This is a genomic window from Pseudomonas sp. R-28-1W-6 (genome assembly GCF_009799925.1).
Taxonomy (GTDB): Bacteria; Pseudomonadota; Gammaproteobacteria; order Pseudomonadales; family Pseudomonadaceae; genus Aquipseudomonas.
The window spans coordinates 130,518-150,962 of record NZ_WELK01000008.1; the positions used below are offsets into that span (position 1 = coordinate 130,518).

At 67.9% G+C, this 20,445-nt stretch carries 16 protein-coding genes; 8 read left to right on the forward strand and 8 right to left on the reverse strand.

Annotated elements, in window-relative coordinates:
* The first annotated feature begins 19 nt into the window (after nt 1-19).
* Nucleotides 20-586, forward strand: coding sequence for a dCTP deaminase (gene dcd / locus F3I62_RS15205; protein ID WP_160079766.1), 567 nt, complete (start codon nt 20-22; stop codon nt 584-586).
* A gap of 76 nt (nt 587-662) precedes the next feature.
* The gene (locus tag F3I62_RS15210) at nt 663-1,208 is read left to right on the forward strand and encodes a hypothetical protein (RefSeq protein WP_256667781.1); all 546 of its coding nucleotides are present in this window, start codon (nt 663-665) and stop codon (nt 1,206-1,208) included.
* Nucleotides 1,209-1,231: 23 nt separating this feature from the next.
* On the opposite strand, the gene F3I62_RS15215 is transcribed toward F3I62_RS15210, so the two are convergent.
* The 6 genes from F3I62_RS15215 to nadE form a co-directional block, all read right to left on the reverse strand.
* Nucleotides 1,232-1,663 (reverse strand): potassium channel family protein, encoded by a 432-nt coding sequence (locus tag F3I62_RS15215; RefSeq protein ID WP_160490484.1) that lies wholly within the window; start codon nt 1,661-1,663, stop codon nt 1,232-1,234.
* Nucleotides 1,657-2,691: a DUF2955 domain-containing protein gene (locus tag F3I62_RS15220; protein WP_160490485.1), complete on the reverse strand. Its 1,035-nt coding sequence runs from the start codon at nt 2,689-2,691 to the stop codon at nt 1,657-1,659. The genes F3I62_RS15215 and F3I62_RS15220 overlap by 7 nt, the downstream gene beginning before the upstream one ends.
* Nucleotides 2,691-3,818, reverse strand: coding sequence for an HlyD family secretion protein (locus F3I62_RS15225; protein WP_160490486.1), 1,128 nt, complete (start codon nt 3,816-3,818; stop codon nt 2,691-2,693). Before F3I62_RS15225 ends, F3I62_RS15220 begins: the two co-directional genes overlap by 1 nt.
* On the reverse strand, nt 3,815-5,383 hold the full coding sequence (locus tag F3I62_RS15230; protein ID WP_160490487.1) for a TolC family protein: 1,569 nt from the start codon (nt 5,381-5,383) through the stop codon (nt 3,815-3,817). The genes F3I62_RS15225 and F3I62_RS15230 overlap by 4 nt, the downstream gene beginning before the upstream one ends.
* Entirely contained in the window at nt 5,373-6,476 is a 1,104-nt protein-coding gene (locus F3I62_RS15235) for an AI-2E family transporter (RefSeq protein WP_160490488.1), read from the reverse strand. Before F3I62_RS15235 ends, F3I62_RS15230 begins: the two co-directional genes overlap by 11 nt.
* A gap of 203 nt (nt 6,477-6,679) precedes the next feature.
* The gene (gene nadE / locus F3I62_RS15240) at nt 6,680-7,507 is read right to left on the reverse strand and encodes an ammonia-dependent NAD(+) synthetase (RefSeq protein ID WP_160490489.1); all 828 of its coding nucleotides are present in this window, start codon (nt 7,505-7,507) and stop codon (nt 6,680-6,682) included.
* Nucleotides 7,508-7,925: 418 nt separating this feature from the next.
* On the opposite strand from nadE, the gene F3I62_RS15245 reads away from it, so the two are divergent.
* The 6 genes from F3I62_RS15245 to F3I62_RS15270 all read left to right on the forward strand — a co-directional run bounded on the left by F3I62_RS15245 (nt 7,926) and on the right by F3I62_RS15270 (nt 19,149).
* Entirely contained in the window at nt 7,926-10,268 is a 2,343-nt protein-coding gene (locus tag F3I62_RS15245; protein WP_160490490.1) for an EAL domain-containing protein, read from the forward strand.
* A 253-nt stretch (nt 10,269-10,521) separates the two neighbouring features.
* A complete protein-coding gene (gene putA / locus F3I62_RS15250; protein WP_160490491.1) occupies nt 10,522-13,677 on the forward strand; it encodes a bifunctional proline dehydrogenase/L-glutamate gamma-semialdehyde dehydrogenase PutA in 3,156 nt (1,051 codons plus the stop codon).
* Between the two features lie 241 nt (nt 13,678-13,918).
* Entirely contained in the window at nt 13,919-15,409 is a 1,491-nt protein-coding gene (putP, locus tag F3I62_RS15255) for a sodium/proline symporter PutP (protein ID WP_160490492.1), read from the forward strand.
* Between the two features lie 576 nt (nt 15,410-15,985).
* Nucleotides 15,986-17,395 (forward strand): circularly permuted type 2 ATP-grasp protein, encoded by a 1,410-nt coding sequence (locus tag F3I62_RS15260; RefSeq protein WP_160490493.1) that lies wholly within the window; start codon nt 15,986-15,988, stop codon nt 17,393-17,395.
* Between the two features lie 12 nt (nt 17,396-17,407).
* The gene (locus F3I62_RS15265) at nt 17,408-18,358 is read left to right on the forward strand and encodes an alpha-E domain-containing protein (RefSeq protein WP_160490494.1); all 951 of its coding nucleotides are present in this window, start codon (nt 17,408-17,410) and stop codon (nt 18,356-18,358) included.
* A complete protein-coding gene (locus tag F3I62_RS15270; protein WP_160490495.1) occupies nt 18,355-19,149 on the forward strand; it encodes a transglutaminase family protein in 795 nt (264 codons plus the stop codon). The genes F3I62_RS15265 and F3I62_RS15270 overlap by 4 nt, the downstream gene beginning before the upstream one ends.
* Nucleotides 19,150-19,308: 159 nt before the next feature.
* On the opposite strand, the gene F3I62_RS15275 is transcribed toward F3I62_RS15270, so the two are convergent.
* Together F3I62_RS15275 and F3I62_RS15280 are read right to left on the reverse strand one after the other, a co-directional pair.
* A complete protein-coding gene (locus F3I62_RS15275; RefSeq protein WP_160490496.1) occupies nt 19,309-19,644 on the reverse strand; it encodes a hypothetical protein in 336 nt (111 codons plus the stop codon).
* A gap of 81 nt (nt 19,645-19,725) precedes the next feature.
* A complete protein-coding gene (locus F3I62_RS15280) occupies nt 19,726-20,397 on the reverse strand; it encodes a twin-arginine translocation pathway signal protein (protein WP_160490497.1) in 672 nt (223 codons plus the stop codon).
* Nucleotides 20,398-20,445 lie beyond the last annotated feature (48 nt).

Here is a 20,445-nt window from a genome sequence, read left to right on the forward strand (position 1 = left end):
TTGAGTCAGGACGCCCGCCATGAGCATCAAATCGGACAAGTGGATTCGCCGCATGGCCCAGGAACACGGGATGATCGAGCCCTTCGTCGAGCGCCAGGTGCGCACCGAAGGCGCCGAGCGCCTGATTTCCTACGGGGTCTCCAGCTACGGCTACGACGTACGCTGCGCCGACGAATTCAAGGTATTCACCAACATCCACTCGGCCACCGTCGACCCGAAGAACTTCGATGAGAAGAGTTTCGTCGACGTCAAAGGCCCGGTGTGCATCATTCCGCCGAACTCCTTCGCCCTGGCCCGCACCGTCGAGTACTTCCGCATCCCGCGCGACGTGTTGACCATCTGCCTGGGCAAGAGCACCTACGCGCGCTGCGGCATCATCGTCAACGTCACCCCGCTGGAACCCGAATGGGAAGGCCACGTGACCCTGGAGTTCTCCAACACCACCACCCTGCCGGCGAAGATCTACGCCAACGAGGGCGTGGCGCAGATGCTGTTCCTGCAGTCCGACGAGGCCTGCGAAGTGTCCTACGCCGACCGCGGCGGCAAGTACCAGGGCCAGACCGGCGTGACCCTGCCGAAGACCTGATCGGTTACACAATGAAAGGCCGGGCCATGCCCGGCTTTTTTGTGCCTGCCTGAAAGAGGCGTCAAGGAAGATGGCGATGAAAATACTGAAGCTGGTGGCGGTCCTGCTGCTATTGGGCGGCTCTGGTCTGGTGCGTGCCGAGCTGCAGGTGCAGGTCGGCAAGGCGGCGTTCGGTCTGGCTCCCAGCGCCGCCAAGGCCGCTTTCGTCGAGCGGCTGGGGCCGCCCACGGCCGAGCTGCCGCTGCGGCAGGGCGCGCGCGGGCTGCTCTATGGCAACTCGCTGCTGCTGGTGTTCGAGGGCGATACGCTGCGCGAGGTGCGCTGCTGGAAGCAGGAGCAGTTTACTTCCGACCTGTTTCTCGGCTGGTTACAGCAAGTCGAGCCCAGGGCCGACATGCAGGGCTTCGTGGTCGATGACCGGCTGCGCCTGGGGATGCCGCGCGCGCAGGTGAGCGCCTTCCTCGCCGGGCTGGAGGGCGATGGCGACGAGCGTTCCGATGTGCGGATCAAGAACGGCCAGCAGCTCTGGCTGGGCTACGGCCCGGCGCCGGACTACCACCTGGGCGACGACCCCGAGCAGCGGGTGCTGGTGTCGATCACCGTGCAGTTCAACGCCAACTGAGCGGGCCGCTACCGCCCACCGCGCTATTGGAGCCGCTGCCGGTAGTGTTTCATCACGTCGCCGAGGGCGGTGGTGAAGACGGCGGTGGAAACGCCGAACATGAGGATGCCATTGGCCGCCTCCAGGGCGCTCAGCAGCTGCCATTTGGGCGACAGCACCACGTCGCCGTAACCGAGGGTGGCGAAGGTTACCCCGGAGAAGTACAGGGCCCGGGCGAAGCTGTCGAATTCACCGAGAACCACGAACAGCAGCGCCCAGAGGCCCATCTGCATCAGGTTGCCCAGCAGCATCAGCAGCATGACCCCGCTCAGCACCAGGATGGTATTGATGCGGCCGTGGCGCTCCTGGTGCTGCCGGTAATCCAGGTAGTGGTGCAGGCTGAGGCCCACCACCACAGCTTGCAGCACCAGACACAGCACCGTCATGGGGATGCCGAGCAACAGGTTCATCAACATGGTTTTTCCTCTCGAAGCAGGGGGCTGCGCTGGTCGATCAGCAGCACTGCCAGGTAGGCGTACAGGGTGACCAGGATGAACAGGCCCATGCGGATGGCGAAGGCGGTGTAGACATCCTTGCCGTTGGCGCTGTCCTGCACCGACTGGCCGAGCAGGATCAGCAGGGTGATTGCCGTGTTGAGCCAGAAGCTGGCGCTGTAGCGGGTTCTGGTCAGTTGGTAGAGGCGCCGCGCCAGCAGCAGGACAAACAGCAGGACCAGCAGGAAGAACAGCCACAGGTGCGGCAGGATGCTCAGCAGCGACCATAGGGCGATGGCCAGCAGGCCGCCGAGCAGGGTGGAGCCGAGCAGTTCGCGGCCGGCCACGCGGGCGTTGGTCACGCAGGCCTGCTGGCCGAGGCTGACCGCTTTCATGATCAGGGCCAGGTAGCTGGCCGGGTCGACCAATGCCAGCAGCCAGGTGGGCACCACCACTAGGGTGGCGCGCAGGGCGATCCAGCTGCTGAGTGGGTCGCTCGCCGGTGTGGGCGCGGGTGCGGGCGGCAGGCTGCTGGGTTCGGGGAACAGTCCGTGAACCAGGCTGACGCACAGGCCGGTCAGCAGCGCCGCCTTGACCAGGGCGATCAGCACTTCCTGACCCAGCGCCATCGAGGCGGTGCCGGCGGCGGTGATCAGGGTCAGGCCCACCACCATCAGGTTGGCGACCAGGCCGCTGCCGCCGCGCAGGGCGAAGCGGAAACACAGGAACAGGCCGAGCGCCACCAGCAGTACGCCGCTGAGTGGGGAATGGCGCAGCAGCGGCAACAGCAGCAGGCCGCAGCCGCAGGTCAGGGCCACCACCAGCGCCAGGGCCAGGCTGCCCTTGAGGCCCAGCGGCTGGTTGCTCATGGCCAGCAGGAACAGCAGCAGCACGGGCGTGAGAAAGGGCAGTGGCAGGGCCAGGCCGAAACCCAGTGCCGTACCCAGAGCCGTGCCGCAGGCCAGGCGCAGGGCGCGTTGCGGGCGGGGATCGGCCACGGACGGGTTCATCAGTAGGCGAACGACAGCCAGCTCATCACGCGCAGAAAGGCGCGGCCGAGCGGGTTCAGCGGGTTGCCCTCGCTGGGGAAGGCCATCACTTCGGCCTGGCCGCCGACGCGCAGGCCGCGGTAGTCGCCCAGCTCGCCGGCCTCGAACTCGACGACTACCGGGAAGCGCTGCGCCGCGCGCAGCCAGTCGCGATTGTTCTCCACCGTCGGCAGGCTGCCCGGGGCGCTGCTCTGGCCGACGCTGACGCCGTAGCCGATGCTGCGGATCTTGCCGCGGTAGACATGCCCGGGGCGGGCGTCGAGGACGATGGCCACCGGCGTGCCGGGCTGCAGGTGGCCGAGGTTGTTTTCGCTCATCTCGGCGCTGATCCACAGGTCGTTGAGGCCGATCAGGGTCATCTGCGGGTTGCCGGCCGCGGCGTACTGGCCCACCTCGCTGCGCAGGTCGGTGATCAGCCCGGTGGAGGCGGCGCGCACCTGGGTCTTGGTCAGGTCCAGCTCGGCCTGTTCCAGGGCGGCGGCAGCGCTGCGCAGGCGGGCGTTGTCCTCGCCGCTGCCGCCTTCGGTTTCACGGGCGCGCTGCACCTCGGCGCGGGCCGCGGCCACCTGGCTGCTGGCCTGGACCAGATTGGCCCGGGAGATTTCCAGGCGGCGCAGGGAGATGGTTCCGGGGTCCTCGCGGTACAGGCGTTCGAGGCGGTCGCGATCCTGGCGGGCCTCCAGCTCGCCGGCCTCGGCGGCACGCTGCGAGGCCAGGGCCGAGTCGATGGCGGCGGTGCTGGCGCCGACCTGGCCGCGCATGTTCTCCAGCTCGGCACGGGCCTTGCCCACGGCAATCGCGTAGGGCTCGGGGTTGATCTCGAACAGCACCTGGCCGGCTTCGACCATCTGGTTGTTGCCGACCAGCACCCGGCTGATGCGCCCAGCCACTTCCGGCGCCACCGCCACCACGTAGGCCTGCACCCGCGCCTGCTGGGTGTAAGGCGTATAGCGGTCGGCCAGCAGGTACCAGAGCAGGGTCAGGCCGATCAGGGCCAGGGTGATCTGCACGCCACGGCGGCTCGGGTCCCGGCTCTGGGGGGCGGGTTTGCCGGCGGCTGCCGGGGTGTTCGCGGGGCTGTCGGTCATGGCGTGTCTGCCTGGGCGGCCGGGGCCGGGGTGTGCGCGGGATTGTCGGTCATGGCGGGTTTGCCTGGGTGGGCGGGCTGCTCGTCGAGCAGCTCGCCCCAGTCGGTACGTTGGCGCATCTGCTCGCGGGTGGCACTGTCGAGCAGCGGCTGGCTGCTGTACCAGCCGCCGCCGAGGGCGCGGTAGAGGTCGATCAGGCTGCTCAGGGCGGCGCTGCGCGCCACCAGGTAGCCGTCCTGCTGGGCGAACAGGGCGCGCTGGGCGTCCAGCACCCGCTGGAAATCCGAATAGCCCTCGCGGTACTGGGCGTTGGCCAGGGTCAGTGAGCGCTCGGCCGAGAACGCGGCCTCGCGCAGGATGCGTTCGCGCTCCAGGGCCTTGCTCAGGCCGGTGGCGGCATCGTCGGCCTCGCGCGCGGCCTGGCGCACGCGGTCGTGGTAGGCCTCGATCAGCTGCTGCAGGCGGGCGTCCTGCACGCGCACGTTGTTGCGCAGGCGGCCGTGGTCGAACAGGTTCCAGGTCAGGCTGGGGCCGGCGCCGAGGCTGAGGGTGTCGGGGCTGCCATCCAGGCTGCTGGCCGACCAGCCGATGCTGCCGAGCAGGCTGATCGAGGGGTACAGGTCGCTTTCGGCCACGCCGATCAGGGCGGACTGGGCGGCCACCTGCAGCTCGGCGGCGCGTACATCGGGGCGGCGCAGCAGCAGGTTGGCCGGCACGTCGTCGAGCAGGGCCCGGTCGACCAGCGGCACCAGGCCGGTCTCGGCGGCCAGTTCGGGCAGGCTGCCTGGCGGCTGGCCGATCAGTACCGCCAGGGCATTGCGGGTCTGCGCGACCTGGGTCTCCAGCTCCGGCACGGTGCTCAGGGTGCCCAGGTACTGGGTCTTGGCCTGCTGCAGGTCGAGTTCGTCGCTGTTGCCGCTGTTGAACAGGCGTTCGGTGATGGCCAGGCTGCGCTTCTGCAGCCTGGCGTTGTTGCGCGCGATGCCTAGGCGCGCCTCGGCGGTGCGCAGGGCGAAGTAGGTCTGCGCCACCTGGGCGCGCAGCAGCACCAGGACATCCTCGTAGTTGGCCTGGGCGGCGAAGTAGCCGGCGTCGGCCGACTCGATGGCGCGGCTGTAGCGGCCCCAGAAGTCCAGCTCCCAGCCGATGTCGAAGCCGGCGCCATACTGCCAGGCGCTGCTGTCCAGCTCGGGGGCGCCATCGTACTGGTTGCGGTCGAGGTAGAACGCATCGGCGCTGCCCTGCTGCAGTTGCGGGTAGCGCCCGCTGCGGGCGATGCCGAGCTGGGCGCGGGCCTCGAGGATGCGCAGGGCGGCGATGCGCAGGTTGGGGTTGTGCACATCGGCTACGCCGATCAGGCGTTCGAGCAGTGGGTCGTCGAACTGCGCCCACCATTGCCGGTTGTCCGGCTGCGGTCGCTGCTGGCTGGCCGCGGCCAGGGCACTGCTGTCCCAGTGGTCGATCCAGTCTTGGCGGGGCGACTGGAAGTCCGGGCCCAGGCGCACGCAGCCACCCAGGGTGGCTGCGGCCAGTAGAGCCCAGGCGCGCCCTGGCTTATTCGCCATCCTGCGGGCCGGTCACGCTGCCAGCGGACGGGGTGTCGACCCATTCCCAGAACAGCTTGTAACCCACTGCCAGCAGCACCGGGCCGATGAACAGGCCGATGATGCCGCCGGTGACCATGCCGCCCAGGGCGCCGATCAGCACCACCGGCATCGGCACATCCACGCCGCGGCCGAGCAGCAGCGGCTTGAGCACGTTGTCGGCCAGGCCGGCGACGAAGACGTAGATGGCGAAGACGATGGTGGCCAGCGAGGCGCCTTCGCTGAAGAACACGAAGGCGATCACCGGCAGGGTGATCAGCGTGGCCGGCAGCTGCATGATGCCCAGCAGCAGGACGGCCAGGGCCAGCAGGCCGGCGCCGGGGACGCCCATGAAGACGAAGCCGGCGCCGATCAGCAGCATCTGGATGAAGGCGATGCCGATCACGCCCTGGGCCACGGCGCGGATGGTGGCGGTGCACAGATCGACCAGCTGATCGCCACGCTCGGCCGCGATCACCCGTGTGGCGATGCGCCGGGCACTGCTGTGGCCGGTTTCACCGAAGGCCATGATGATGCCGGCGATCATCAGCGCGGCGATGAACACCAGCATGCCGATGCCTATCCCGGCGGCCTTGCCGAGCAGGCTCAGGGTGATGTCCTTGAGTTGCGGCGCCAGGCGCTGCAGGACTCCGGTCAGGTCGGACGCGACCTGCGCCCAGAAGCCATGCAGCGGCTTGCCGATCAGCGGCCATTGGGCGACCGCGTCCGGAGGCGGTGGGATATGCACGCCGCCTTCCTTGACCGTGGCAATCACCGTCTGCACCGATTCGGTCAGGGAGGTGCCCAGCAGGTAGATGGGGATCAGCAGGACGGCAATGGCCAGCACCACCAGCAGGGTGGCGGCGCGGCTGTCGCTGTGGCCGGTGCGCGCCTTGAGCATGTTATGCAGCGGGTAGAGGGTGACGGCCAGGATCAGGGCCCAGATCATCAGGCTGAGGAAGGGGCTGAATACCTGGTAACAGGCAACCACCAGCGCTGCGATCAGGCCGGCGCGGATCAGCGTATCGAGGAGGGTATGCGTGAGTTGTCTTCCAGGGATGGCGTTGCGCGACATGTGGGGTTCCTTTCCTGACGTGGCTTAGACCTGCACGGACTGATCGGCGGATCCATTACTACAAAAAGAGTAGCCTGCCGCCGGCATTCCAGCCGGCGAAATAGGTGCTCAGAAGCGGTTCAACGTCTCATGAATCAGGCTCCTGCCTTGGCCCATCGGTGGAAACTGCCGAGCAGTTTCCACCCTCAGGGCGGCACGGCGCGTCAGGGTACCAGCGGCAGCTCGCGCTTGTGCCGGGTGTTGTCGTAGGTGCGCACGATGGTGGCGTAGGCGTGCTCGCTGACCGGCAGGCCATGCAGGAAGGCGTCGATCTCGGCGTAGCTGACGCCGTGGGCTTCCTCGTCCGGCTTGCCTGGGCGCAGTTCTTCCAGGTCGGCGGTGGGCACCTTGAACACCAGGCTTTGCGGGGCGCCGAGGTACTGGGCGATGGCCCGCACCTGGCCCTTGACCAGGCCGGACAGCGGGGCGAGGTCGCAGGCGCCGTCGCCGAACTTGGTGAAGAAACCCATCACCGCCTCGGCGGCATGGTCGGTGCCGATCACCAGGCCGTTGTTGGCGTTGGCGATGGCGAACTGGGCGACCATGCGGATGCGCGCCTTGACGTTGCCGACCACGAAATCGCGGCGGGCATCGCTCAGCTGTTGCAGGTGAGTGACCTGCTCGCCGAGGCCGCGCACGCTGTCGGCGATGTTCACCGTGTCTTCCTCGTCGGCGCGGATGAAGCGCAGCGAGGCCTGGGCGTCTTCCTCGTCGTGCTGGGTGTCATGGGGCAGGCGCACGGCGATGAAGCGATAGGCCGCATCGCCCGTCTCGGCGCGCAGTTCTTCCACCGTCAATTGCGCCAGGCGCCCGGCGGTGGTCGAGTCGACGCCGCCGCTGATGCCCAGCACCAGCACCTTGAGGCCGGCGTTCTGCAGGCACTGCTTGATGAAGGCCTTGCGCTTGTCGATCTGCGCGACCAGCGCCGCTTCGTCGGCGAAGGGCGGCACCACGGCGAGGGCGGCGGCGATTTCGGCTTGGCGGTTGCTCATTTCAAAGTCCTCACTGGGCGTCGCGGACGCGAAAAACAGGAATCAGGTGGCGCACGAAGTTCTTGATCACGCTGGTCAGGGCCCGCCCCCGGGTTTGTCGCAGGCCGGGTTGGCGTCGATGGCGAAGCTTACGTTGATCCGCGGGCAAAGTGCAGGGTAGAGCCGCGGCGATTTGCCTGGGGTGAGCCCGTCGAAAACACCAGGGCCTGCTCTTCGGGGCCGAGCCGTTGCCCGTGATCTTCGCCGGCGCCTCGACTAATCTGCAGGCATAGCGATTCAAGGCAGTCAGGGACGGCAGGCATTCTCCTTGGCGCCCCGATTCCGCGTCGGGGCATGGGCGTGCACATGATCAAGCCGTTCCTTGTTGTCCCGGGTGTTGCGCCGAGCGCCTCTGACCCTGCATCCCGGCAGGCCGCGCGTGAAATTCGCCCCTAGTTTCCAGACGCGCATCGCCGGCAGCTTGATCCTGCTGCTGGTGCTGGCGTTCGCTGCCCTGTATTGCCTGGTCAAGGCGGCCACCGGGGACGCCATGCAGAGCCAGTTGCACGAGCAGCTGGGCGTCGGCGGCCGGGTGTTCGACCAGTTGCTCGATGCGCGCCGCCGCCAGCTGCACGAGGCGGCGCGCCTGCTGGCGGCCGACTCCGGCCTGCAGGCGGCGCTGGCCCGTGGCGCCCGCGCGCGCATGCGCTCGGTAATGGCCGGCCACGGCGCCCGGGGCAACGCCGAGGTACTGCTGCTGGGGGGCGATGGCCGCCTGCAGGTCGGCACGCTGGCGGGCCTGGGCGAGGCGGCGGCCGCTCGCCTGGCCGGGCAGTTGCGGGGCCAGGCTCGCGGCGGGCCGCAGGTGTTGTTGCCGGTCGACGGCGACCTGTTCCAGCTGGTGGCGGCGCCGCTCAAGGCGCCACAGGCCAGCGCCCGGGTGGTGATGGGGTTTCCCGTCGACGCCGCCTTCGTCAACCGGATACGTGAGCTGACCGGCCTGGAGCTGACCCTGGTGGCGCTCGAGCAGGGCCAGCCGAGCGTCTGGATCAGCACCTTGCCGGCCGCGCTGCAGGAGGCGTTGCGCCGCGAAATCATGCAGCAGAAGGTCGCCGGCGGCCGCCGCTGGCTGGAGCAGGGCGGCCGGCGCTACCTCGGCGAGTGGCGCATCCTGGCCAGCGGGCCGGGCTACAGGGTGCTGGCCCTGCTGCACAAGTCGCCGGACCCGGCCGAGGCGGCCTTCGCCGCGCTGGACCGCTACCTGCTGCTGGTTGCCCTGCTGGCCCTGTGCGCCGCCTTGCTCGTTGCGCGGCTGCTGGCGCGCAGCCTGGTGCAGCCGCTGCGCGAGCTGGTGCGGGTGACCGAGCGCATCGGCCAGGGCGATTACCAGACGCCGCTCACACCCCGCCGCAGCGACGAGCTGGGCCGCCTGGCACAGGCCTTCCAGGCCATGCAGGAGGGCATTGCCGAGCGCGAGCGGCAACTGGTGCACAATGCCCTGCACGACCCCCTGACCGGCCTGCCCAACCGGGCCCTGGCCCTGGAGCGGCTGGGCAGCGCGATTACCGCCGGGCGGCCAACCGCCTTGCTCTATCTGGGCATCGCCAACTGGCGCAGCCTGCTCGACAATGTCGGCGCGGCGGGTATCGACCTGGTACTGCAGCAACTGGCGCGACGCCTGCAGGCGACCTTGCGGCCCGGCGACAGCCTGGCGCGGCTGGTCTCCGATGAGATGCTGCTGTTGCTGGAACACTGCGACAACGACAGCGCCGTCGCCGCGGCGGACCGCCTGCAGCAGCTGCTGCTCAAGCCGATGCACATCGGCAAGCAGCTGATCGGCCTGGATTGCAGCATCGGCATCGCCTCCTACCCGGCCGACGGCCTGACTCCGGACGATCTGCTGCGCCGCGCGGCCATCGCCATGCAGGACGCCGCGCAGCAGCCGGAGCGCCTGCAGGTCTACCAGCAGGGCCGCGATGCCGCCCACCAGCGCCAGGTCGGCCTGGTCCGGGACCTGCAGCATGCCGCGGAACGGGGCGAGCTGCTGCTGCACTACCAGCCCAAGCTGGACCTGGGCGAGGGACGGGTGAGCGCGGCCGAAGCCCTGCTGCGCTGGAATCACCCGCAGTTCGGCATGGTCGCGCCGGGCGAGTTCATCCCCCTGGCCGAGCGCACCGGCAGCATCCAGATCCTCACCGCCTGGGTGATCGAGGAGGTGCTGCGCCAGCTGCACGAGTGGAACGGGCGTGGCCTGGCCCTGCAGGTTTCGCTGAACATCTCCGCCGAGGATCTGGGCAGCCTGGAGCTGGCCGAGCGGGTCGCCGCGCTGCTGCAACGGCATGCGGTGGCCGCCGAGCAGCTGCTGTTCGAGATCACCGAGAGCGCCATGATGGCTAACCCGCAGCGCGCCCTGGAGGTGCTGCACCGCCTGCGGGCCTGCGGCATCCGTCTGGCGGTGGACGACTTCGGCACCGGCTATTCCTCGCTGGCCCAGCTCAAGCGTATGCCGGTGCAGGAACTGAAGATCGACCAGTCGTTCATCCGCGAACTGAGCGAGCACGGCGACGACGCGGTGATCGTCCGTTCGACCATCGACATGTGCCACAGCCTCGGCCTCAGGGTGGTGGCCGAGGGCCTCGAATACCAGCGCAACCTCGACCTGCTGCGCCTGTGGCGCTGCGACAGCGTTCAGGGCGACCTGATCAGCCGGCCGCTGGCGGCCGCGGCATTCGAGCAGTGGCTGCGCCAGCCGCGGCCGTTTCTCCCGGCGATGCCCTCCTGAGCCGGCACCGGGCCTTGCCGCCACTGATTCTGCGGGCTGCGCCGGAGCGGCTGGATTCAAACAAGCGTTTCGAGAAAGTTCCCCATGCCGGAGTTTTCCGCAAAAACTCCAGAGCTTTCTGCAAGAAGCTGTCACCCCCCTGTCACTAGAGTCCTGCATCCCGCCAGATTGGTCGCATAGAACGATTCGTTCCTGTGCGTTCGTGGCAATGGGCTAGACCGAAAATAACAGTCTCGAACAGAGGAGGGGCGTGATGTTCAAAGCCAGTCACGTCTTGCAGGGCGATGCGCTCAACAAGACCGCCGCCGAATTCTTCCCCGTCATCAGCGCCAACTACGCTGTCGACGAGGCCGCTTACCTGCAGGAGCTGCTGCAGCTGGCCGATCCCGGCGAGCCGGGCATCGACCTGATCCGCGGCAACGCGCGCCGGCTGATCGACGACGTGCGCAGCCGCGACAACGCCGTCGACACCCTCGACGCACTCCTGCGCCAGTACAGCCTCGACACCCAGGAAGGGCTGATGCTCATGTGCCTGGCCGAGGCGCTGCTGCGCGTGCCGGATGCCGCCACCGCCGACGCGCTGATCCGCGACAAGCTGAACGCCGCCGAGTGGGAACGCCACCTCGGCCAGAGCGACAGCGTGCTGGTCAACTTCGCCGCCTGGGGCCTGGTCATGACCGGCAAGGTGGTCGACCCGCAAACCGCCGACGGCCGCCCGAAGAGCGTGCTCGGCAAGCTGATCCAGCGTTCCGGCGAGCCGGTGATCCGCGCCGCGATGAACCAGGCCATGAAGATGATGGGCAAGCAGTTCGTCCTCGGCCGCAGCATCAGCGAGGCGCTGAAGAACGGCCGGCCGTGCCGCGAACAGGGCTACACCTATTCCTTCGACATGCTCGGCGAGGCGGCGCTGACCGCCGACGACGCCGAGAAGTACATGGCCGACTACCGCAAGGCGATCGACACCGTCGGCGCCGAGCCGCAGGTCGGCCCGGGCCCGCGCCCGTCGATCTCGATCAAGCTGTCCGCCCTGCACCCGCGCTATGAAGTGGCGCAGCGCGAGCGCGTGCTCAGCGAGCTGTTCGCCAATGTGCGCGAGCTGGCCATCCGTGCGCGCAAGCTCAATGTCGGCATTTCCGTGGACGCGGAGGAGGCCGACCGCCTCGAACTGTCCCTGGAACTGTACGAGAAGCTGATGCGCGACCCGGCCCTCAAAGGCTGGGGCGAGTTCGGTCTGGTGGTCCAGGCCTACTCCAAGCGCTGCCTGCCGGTGCTGGTGTGGCTGACCCTGCTGGGCAAGGAACTCGACGCCAAGATGCCGCTGCGCCTGGTCAAGGGCGCCTACTGGGACAGCGAGATCAAGCAGTGCCAGGTGCAGGGGGCCAGCGGCTACCCGGTGTTCACCCGCAAGGAAGGCACCGACACCTCCTACCTGGCCTGCGCCCGCTACCTGCTGAGCGAGCACACCCGCGGGGTGATCTACCCGCAGTTCGCCAGCCACAACGCGCACACCGTGACCTGCATCCTGGCCATGGCCGGCGACCGCGAGTTTGAGTTCCAGCGCCTGCACGGCATGGGCGATGCGCTGTACGACACGGTGCTGGAGAAGCACCGCAAGAACGTGCGCATCTACGCCCCGGTCGGCGCGCACAAGGACCTGCTGCCATACCTGGTGCGGCGCCTGCTGGAAAACGGCGCCAACTCGTCGTTCGTCCATCAGCTGGTCGACCCCAGCGTGCCGGTCGAGTCGCTGATCGATCACCCGGTGACGCAACTGCGCAAGTTCAAAACCCCCGGTAACGACAGAATCCCCCACCCGCTGGCGCTGTTTGGCGCGGCGCGGAAAAACTCGCAGGGCATCAACATGAATATCCAGAGCCAGTGGGCCGGCCTCGAGGCCGATTTCAACGCCAACCTGAACAAGACCTGGCAAGCTGCGCCGGTGATCAACGGCGAGAAACTCGCCGGCACCGCCCAGGAAGTGCGCTGCCCCTACGACCTGAACAAGCTGGTCGGCACTGCCCAGTGGGCCAGCGCCGAGCAGGCCGCCAAGGCCCTCGACGTGCTCAGCGGCGCCTGGCCGCGCTGGAACGCCACCCCGGTGGACGAACGCGCCGCCGTGCTGGACCGTCTGGCCGACCTGCTGGAAGCCAACCGCGCCGAACTGATGGCGCTGTGCACCCTGGAAGCCGGCAAATCGCTGCAGGACGGCATCGACGAAGTCCGCGAAGCGGTCGACTTCTGCCGCTACTACGCCCAGCAGGCCCGCCTGCGCCTGGGCCGCGAAGAGCTGCAGGGCCCGACCGGCGAGCGCAACGAGCTGTTCCACGAAGGCCGCGGCGTGTTCGCCTGCGTCAGCCCGTGGAACTTCCCGCTGGCCATCTACCTGGGCCAGATCAGCGCCGCGCTGGTCGCCGGCAACTGCGTGCTGGCCAAGCCGGCCGAGCAGACCAGCCTGATCGCCGCCCGCGCCACCGAGCTGATGTTCGAGGCCGGCCTGCCCAAGGACGTGTTCGCCCTGTTGCCGGGCGACGGCGCCACCCTGGGCGGCGTGTTCTGCCGCGATGCCCGCGTCGCCGGCGTGTGCTTCACCGGTTCCACCGACACCGCGCGCATCATCAACCGCCAGCTGGCCGACAAGCCGGGCCCGATCGCCGCGCTGATCGCCGAAACCGGCGGGCAGAACGCGATGATCGTCGACTCCACCGCGCTGCCCGAGCAGGTGGTCAAGGATGCCGTGCAGTCCGCCTTCACCAGCGCCGGCCAGCGTTGCTCGGCCCTGCGCGTGCTGTACGTGCAGGCCGACATCGCCGAGCGCGTGCTCGACCTGCTCAAGGGCGCCATGGCCGAACTGACCGTCGGCCCGACCCACCTGCGCGTCAGCGACGTCGGCCCGGTGATCGACGGCGAAGCCAAGGCCGGTCTGGAAGCCCACATCAAGCAGCTCAAGGACGCCGGCAAGCTGATTGCCGAAGCCAAGCTGCCGGCCGGCCTGAATGGCCACTTCATCGCCCCGGTGGCGTTCGAGATCGGCGGCATCCACGAGCTGAGCAAGGAACACTTCGGCCCGATCCTGCACGTGGTGCGCTTCCAGGCCAACGAGCTGGATCAGGTGGTCGCGGCGATCAACGCCACCGGCTACGGCCTGACCCTCGGCGTGCACAGCCGCAACGAGGAAACTGCCAAGCGCATCGAGGCCCAGGCCCGCGTCGGCAACCTGTACGTCAACCGCAACCAGATCGGCGCGGTGGTCGGCGTGCAGCCGTTCGGCGGCTGCGGCCTGTCCGGCACCGGGCCGAAGGCCGGTGGCCCGAGCTACCTGCTGCGCTTCGCCAATGAGCGCACCACCTCGGTCAACACCACCGCGGTGGGCGGCAACGCCTCGCTGCTGTCGCTGGGCGACGCCGAGTAACCAGGCAGGACCAGGCGCCGGCCCCACAAGGGCCGGCGCCGCGCTGCGGGGCAACCCGCAGCCAACCGTCTCCGGGAGGGAGGCGGCGTGCAGGCAAGTGGATCAGGCCAACCTTGTTTTGGGTCCGTCTCCCGTGGTGGCGGCGGCCATTGCAACGCCCGTCACAAGCGGGCGGATTTGCCAACCCCGCTGCGGAGTAACCGCTGCGGAGAGATAAAAACAATCCAGAGGGTACTCCCCCATGACAGCTAGCACTCCGATGCTGATCACCTTCGTGGTGTACATCGCGGCAATGGTCTTTATCGGCCTCTTCGCCTACTTGCGTACCAAGAACCTTTCCGACTACATCCTCGGTGGCCGCAGCCTCGGCAGCTTCGTGACCGCGCTGTCCGCCGGCGCCTCCGACATGAGCGGCTGGCTGCTCATGGGCCTGCCGGGCGCGGTGTACCTGTCCGGCCTTTCCGAGAGCTGGATCGCCATCGGCTTGATCGTCGGCGCCTACCTCAACTGGCTGTTCGTCGCCGGCCGCCTGCGCGTGCAGACCGAGCACAACGGCAACGCCCTGACCCTGCCGGACTACTTCACCAACCGCTTCGAAGACAGCAGCCGCATCCTGCGCATCTTCTCCGCCCTGGTGATCCTGGTGTTCTTCACCATCTACTGCGCCTCGGGCGTGGTGGCCGGTGCGCGCCTGTTTGAAAGCACCTTCGGCATGAGCTACGAGACCGCCCTGTGGGCCGGCGCCGCGGCGACCATCGCCTACACCTTCATCGGTGGTTTCCTCGCGGTGAGCTGGACCGATACCGTGCAGGCCAGCCTGATGATCTTCGCCCTGATCCTCGCTCCGGTGATGGTCATGGTGGCCACCGGCGGCATGGACAGCACCTTCGCTGCCATCCAGCTGGAAGACGCCACCAACTTTGACATGCTCAAGGGCGCCACCTTCGTCGGCGTGATCTCGCTGATGGCCTGGGGCCTGGGCTACTTCGGTCAGCCGCACATCCTGGCGCGCTTCATGGCCGCCGATTCGGTGAAGTCGATCCCCAATGCCCGCCGCATCTCCATGACCTGGATGATCCTCTGCCTGGGCGGCGCGGTGGCCGTGGGCTTCTTCGGCATCGCCTACTTCTCGGCGCATCCGGACATGGCCGGTGCCGTGACCGAGAACCCGGAGCGGGTGTTCATCGAACTGGCCAAGATCCTGTTCAACCCGTGGATCGCCGGTGTGCTGCTGTCCGCCATCCTGGCAGCGGTGATGTCCACCCTGAGCTGCCAGCTGCTGGTCTGCTCCAGCGCCCTGACCGAAGACTTCTACAAGGCCTTCCTGCGCAAGAACGCCAGCCAGGTCGAGCTGGTCTGGGTCGGCCGCGCCATGGTGCTGCTGGTGGCGCTGATCGCCATCGCCCTGGCCTCCAACCCGGAAAACCGCGTACTGGGCCTGGTCTCCTACGCCTGGGCCGGCTTCGGTGCCGCCTTCGGTCCGGTGGTGATCCTGTCCCTGCTGTGGAAGGGCATGACCCGCAACGGCGCCCTGGCCGGCATGGTGGTCGGTGCGGTGACCGTGGTGGTGTGGAAGAACTGGATCGGCATGGGCCTGTACGAAATCATCCCGGGCTTCATCCTCGCCACCCTGGCCATCCTGGTGTTCAGCCGCATCGGCAGCGGCCCGTCGAAAACCATGCTCAAGCGCTTCGACGAAGCCGAGAAGGAATATCAGGACGCCCACATCTGATACCCCCAGGCGCGGCTGGCCGGTCGTCCAGTCGCTGCCTTAGCCCCGCCACAGGCCCAGTGCCTGCCGGCGGGGCACCACGCACGACCCGATAGTGCTTTCCGGCCCACGTCTCCCGGCGTGGGTCGGTTTTTTTTTGCCTGTGAAAAAGCCCCCGGTTTCCACTGCCTTCCGTGGCAGCGGCGCCCCGTGCTATCCGCCCACATCGCTCTCTGTGGCAGCGGCTTCAGCCGCGATGCGCTTGCACGCACCACCGCCTCCCATCGCGGCTAAAGCCGCTCCTACAACGACGTCCACCTGCCGCGCCGTGCTGTCCGGCTCCAGCGCTCTCTGTGGCAGCGGCTTCAGCCGCGATGCGCTTGCACGCACCACCAGCTCCCATCGCGGCTAAAGCCGCTCCCACGCCGGACGCCAGCTGCCACCGATTGGGGCGTGACCCGTTTTGGGGCTTGGATTAACGCCCTCAACTGGTGCGTGACCGTCTGGTCGAATATTCAAGTTATTGAAAATAAACAATAAAATTCTGTGGCACGGGCCTTGCGATGGTACTGACGACCAGGTGGCAAGGAGTACGGCATGGTCCGCACCTTTTTTGACGAAATGTACGAAGCGAGTGGCAGCGTCCGCCCGCACTACCGGGAATTCGCCCGCTGGCTGGCCGACACCCCGCAAGAGCTGCTGGCCCAGCGCCGGCGTGAAGCCGATCTGCTGTTCCATCGCGCCGGCATCACCTTCACCCTCTATGGCGACGAGCAGGGCACCGAGCGCCTGATCCCCTTCGACATCATCCCGCGCAGCATCCCCGCCAGCGAATGGCGCATCGTCGAGGCCGGCTGCATTCAGCGCGTACAGGCGCTGAACCTGTTCCTTGCCGACCTCTACCACGAGCAGCGCATCATCAAGGCCGGCATCATCCCCGCCGAGCAGGTGCTGGCCAACGAGGGCTACCAGCTGGCCATGCAGGGCCTCGACCTGCACCGCGACATCTACGCGCACATCGCCGGGGTCGACCTGGTGCGCGACGGCGACGGCACCTACTACGTGCTCGAAGACAACCTGCGCACCCCCAGCGGCGTCAGCTACATGCTCGAAGACCGCAAGATGATGATGCGCCTGTTCCCCGAGCTGTTCGCCATGCAGCGCGTGGCGCCGATCGACCACTACCCGAGCCTGCTGCTGGATACCCTGAAAAGCGCGAGCCCGCTGGACAACCCCAGCGTGGTGGTGCTGACCCCGGGGCGCTTCAACAGCGCCTACTTCGAGCACGCCTTCCTCGCCCGCGAGATGGGTGTGGAGCTGGTCGAAGGCGCCGACCTGTTCGTGCGCGACGACCGGGTGTTCATGCGCACCACCGCCGGCCCGCAGGCGGTGGACGTGATCTACCGCCGGCTGGACGACGCCTTCCTCGATCCGCTGGCCTTCAACCCGGACTCCATGCTCGGCGTGCCCGGCCTGCTCTCGTCCTATCGCAGCGGCAACGTGGTGCTGGCCAACGCGGTGGGCACCGGGGTGGCGGACGACAAGTCGATCTACCCCTACGTCACCGACATGATCCGCTTCTACCTGGACGAGGAGCCGATCCTGAAGAACGTGCCGACCTGGCAGTGCCGCAAGCCCGAGGACCTGTCCCACGTGCTGGCCAACCTGGCCGAACTGGTGGTCAAGGAAACCCAGGGTTCCGGCGGCTACGGCATGCTGGTCGGCCCGGCGGCGAGCAAGGCCGAGATCGAGGCCTTCCGCGCCCGCCTCAAGGCCAACCCGGCGGCCTATATCGCCCAGCCCACCCTGTGCCTGTCGACCTGCCCGACCTTCGTCGAGAGCGGCGTGGCGCCGCGCCATATCGACCTGCGCCCGTTCGTCCTGTCCGGCCGCGAAACCCGCCTGGTGCCCGGCGGCCTGACCCGCGTGGCGCTGCGCGATGGCTCGCTGGTGGTCAACTCGTCGCAGGGCGGCGGGACCAAGGACACCTGGGTGGTCGAGGATTAAGGAAACCGCATCATGCTTTCGAGAACTGCCTCCGATCTGTACTGGATGTCGCGCTACCTGGAGCGCGCCGAGAACCTCGCGCGCATGCTCGACGTCAGCTATTCGCTGTCGCTGATGCCGCAGGACGGCCACGGCGACGGCCTCGACGAACTGGCCATGCCGCTGCTGATCACCGGCACCCTGGACCAATACCTGGAACGCCACGGGCAGATGCACGCCGAGCGCATGCTGCACTTCTTCGCCCTCGATGCGGACAACCCGGCGAGCATCTACTGCTGCCTGCAGGCCGCGCGCAGCAACGCCCACGCGGTGCGCGGGCGGATCACCGCCGACATGTGGGAGAACATCAACGCCACCTGGCTGGAAATGCGCGGCATCGCCGCCGAAGGCCTGGGCCGCTACGGCATCAGCCGCTTCTGCGAGTGGGTCAAGGAGCGCTCGCACCTGTTCCGCGGCGCCACCTTCGGCACCATCATGCGCGGCGAGGCCTACCGCTTCATCCGCCTGGGCACCTTCATCGAACGCGCCGACAACACCCTGCGCCTGCTCGATGCCCGCTACGAGATGCTCGGCGAGGAGGCCGACACGGTCAGCGACACCTCGGCGCGCGGCTACTACCAGTGGAGCGCCTTGCTCCGCGCGCTGTCCTCGTTCGAGGCCTTCACCGAGATCTACCGCGGCTCACCGCGCACCTACAAGATCGCCGAACTGCTGCTGCTGCGCCCCGAGGTGCCGCGCTCGCTGCGCTCCTGCATGGAGGAGCTCAACCTGATGCTCTCCGGCCTGCCCGGCGAGAACGGCCGCCCGGCCCAGCGCATGGCCGCCGAACTGGACGCGCGCCTGCGCTACACCAGCATCGACGAGGTCCTGGGCGAGGGTCTGCATGTCTGGCTCACCGATTTCATCCTGCTCGTCCGGCAGTTGGGCAGCGCCATCCACACGTCCTATCTGGAGGTCGTATGAGACTCTCGATCCGTCACGACACTACCTACAACTACGATGACCAGGTGCGCGCCAGCATCCAGTACCTGCGCCTGACCCCGCAGGAAAGCGCGCGCCAGCACGTGCTCAGCTGGCAGCTCGAGCTGCCGCGCCAGGTGCGCGCTCAGCGCGACCCGTTCGGCAATATCCTCCATGTGCTGACCCTAGACGAACCCCACGAGGCGCTGGTGATCGGCGCCCGCGGCCAGGTCGAGATCGACGAGCACTGCGAATCCGAGTGCGGCAGCGGCTCGGCCTTGCCCTACCTGCGCTTCACCCGCCTGACCCAGCCCGACGAGGCGCTGCGCGAGTTCGCCCGGCTCGGCAGCGCCGGGCGCCGCGACCGCGACGGGCTGGTCGAGCTGATGCACGGCCTGCACGCGCAGATGCCCTACACCCCGGGCGCCACCCGGGTCGACAGCACCGCCGCCGAGGCCTTCGCCGGCCGCGCCGGGGTCTGCCAGGACCACACCCATGCCTTCCTCGCCTGCGCGCGCAGCCTGGGCGTACCGGCGCGCTACGTGTCCGGCTACCTGTTCACCGAAGACAGCGGCCACCTGGCCAGCCACGCCTGGGCCGAAGCCTGGCTGGACGACGCCTGGTACAGCTTCGACGTGACCAACCAGCTGGCCCGGCCGGAGCGCCACCTCAAGCTGGCGGTCGGCCTGGACTACCTCGACGCCTGCCCGGTGCGCGGCATGCGCCGCGGCGGTGGCGGCGAACAGATGCACGCCCGGGTCAAGGTCTCGCCGTTGCTGCAGATGCAGCAGTAGCGGTTGGGTTGAGGGGCCGAGCTTTCCCCCTGGAGGGCAGGGGCGGCTCGCTCCATTCCCCAGCGCCAGCGCCGCAGGCACAACCTTGGGCCCGCGGACGAGGCATGGCGCCTGCCAGCGGCCAGGGTGAGCCTGCTCGTGAGGGTGCGGCCGTGGCTGCTAGAGCTTGGGGTCGGGAAACGGCAACTGATCCTGCGAGTTGCTGGGCTGGGCCACCCACTTGCTGCCGTCATGGTAGAAGTCGACCTGGGTTTCCGAGGTGCCGGCACCGAGCGTCACCGCGGCGGTGCAAGCCACCTGGTTCGGGTACTCGGCTTGAACCGCGGGAATGCAGGTCCCCAGCTTGAGCCGGGCCGTCGCCAGCTCGGGGAAGTCCATCATTTCAATGAAGGCCTGGGTAGCCTCCTTAGGCGTTGGCAGAGCCAGCGGGGTGGCATTCGCCGCGTTATCGGGTAATCCAATAGCGAAGGAAAGTGCAGCGACAACTTTCAGCATGTTGATCATCCATGGTGGTTGAGCGCCAGGCATGAGTCGCGCGCCTCAAGGCGTCGCCGCATACCGTTGTGCAGGGTGATGCTAGAAACCCCTTGCGAGCACGATGTCGAAAACCCCGCGACGGATCTTGCCGTCCTGCTCCAGGGCAATGGCCAGCGACGGCTTGTGGTCGGCCCAGGGGTCTGTGGCGATGAAGGGGTCGCCCTTGAAGTAGAGCTGGGTGGTGAGCGGGATGTGCAACGATTCCATGACCCGGAAGTGAATGTGGGCCGGCCGCATCATGCCCGCGTACTTCTCAAGCCCCGGCAGATTCGGGGGCACCGGGTAGCGCCCCGGCATGACCGTCTCGATCACGTACCGCCCCTGCGCATCGGTTTGCAACGTCCCCCGCAAGTGGAACGTCGAGGCTTCGGTGAAGTTGCCGGGCTTGAGGGTGTCGTATAGGCCAGCGCTGTTCGCTTGCCATACTTCAATCAATGCTCCCCGCAAGGGGCTGTGGCAATCGGAGCTGAATACCGTGCCGGTCAGGACGAGCCGCTCACCGGGCTCCTCGGGCCCAGCCAGCTGGCTGCGCAATGGCGCGCCAAAGCGATAGAACGGGCCCAGTATCTCGGGCTCGGTGAGCCGGCAGACTTGCTCGGCGGCAAAGACTGGGCCGCCCAGCAGGGCACCGCCAAGGGCTAAGGTGCCACGGTACAGGAAGGCCCGCCTCGAACTGGCCCAAGCCACCTTGGGGATCAGATCCTTGCCCATGCCTGCCTCCTCTGTGGATACTCTGCCGCGCCTAACGACTAGGCTAGC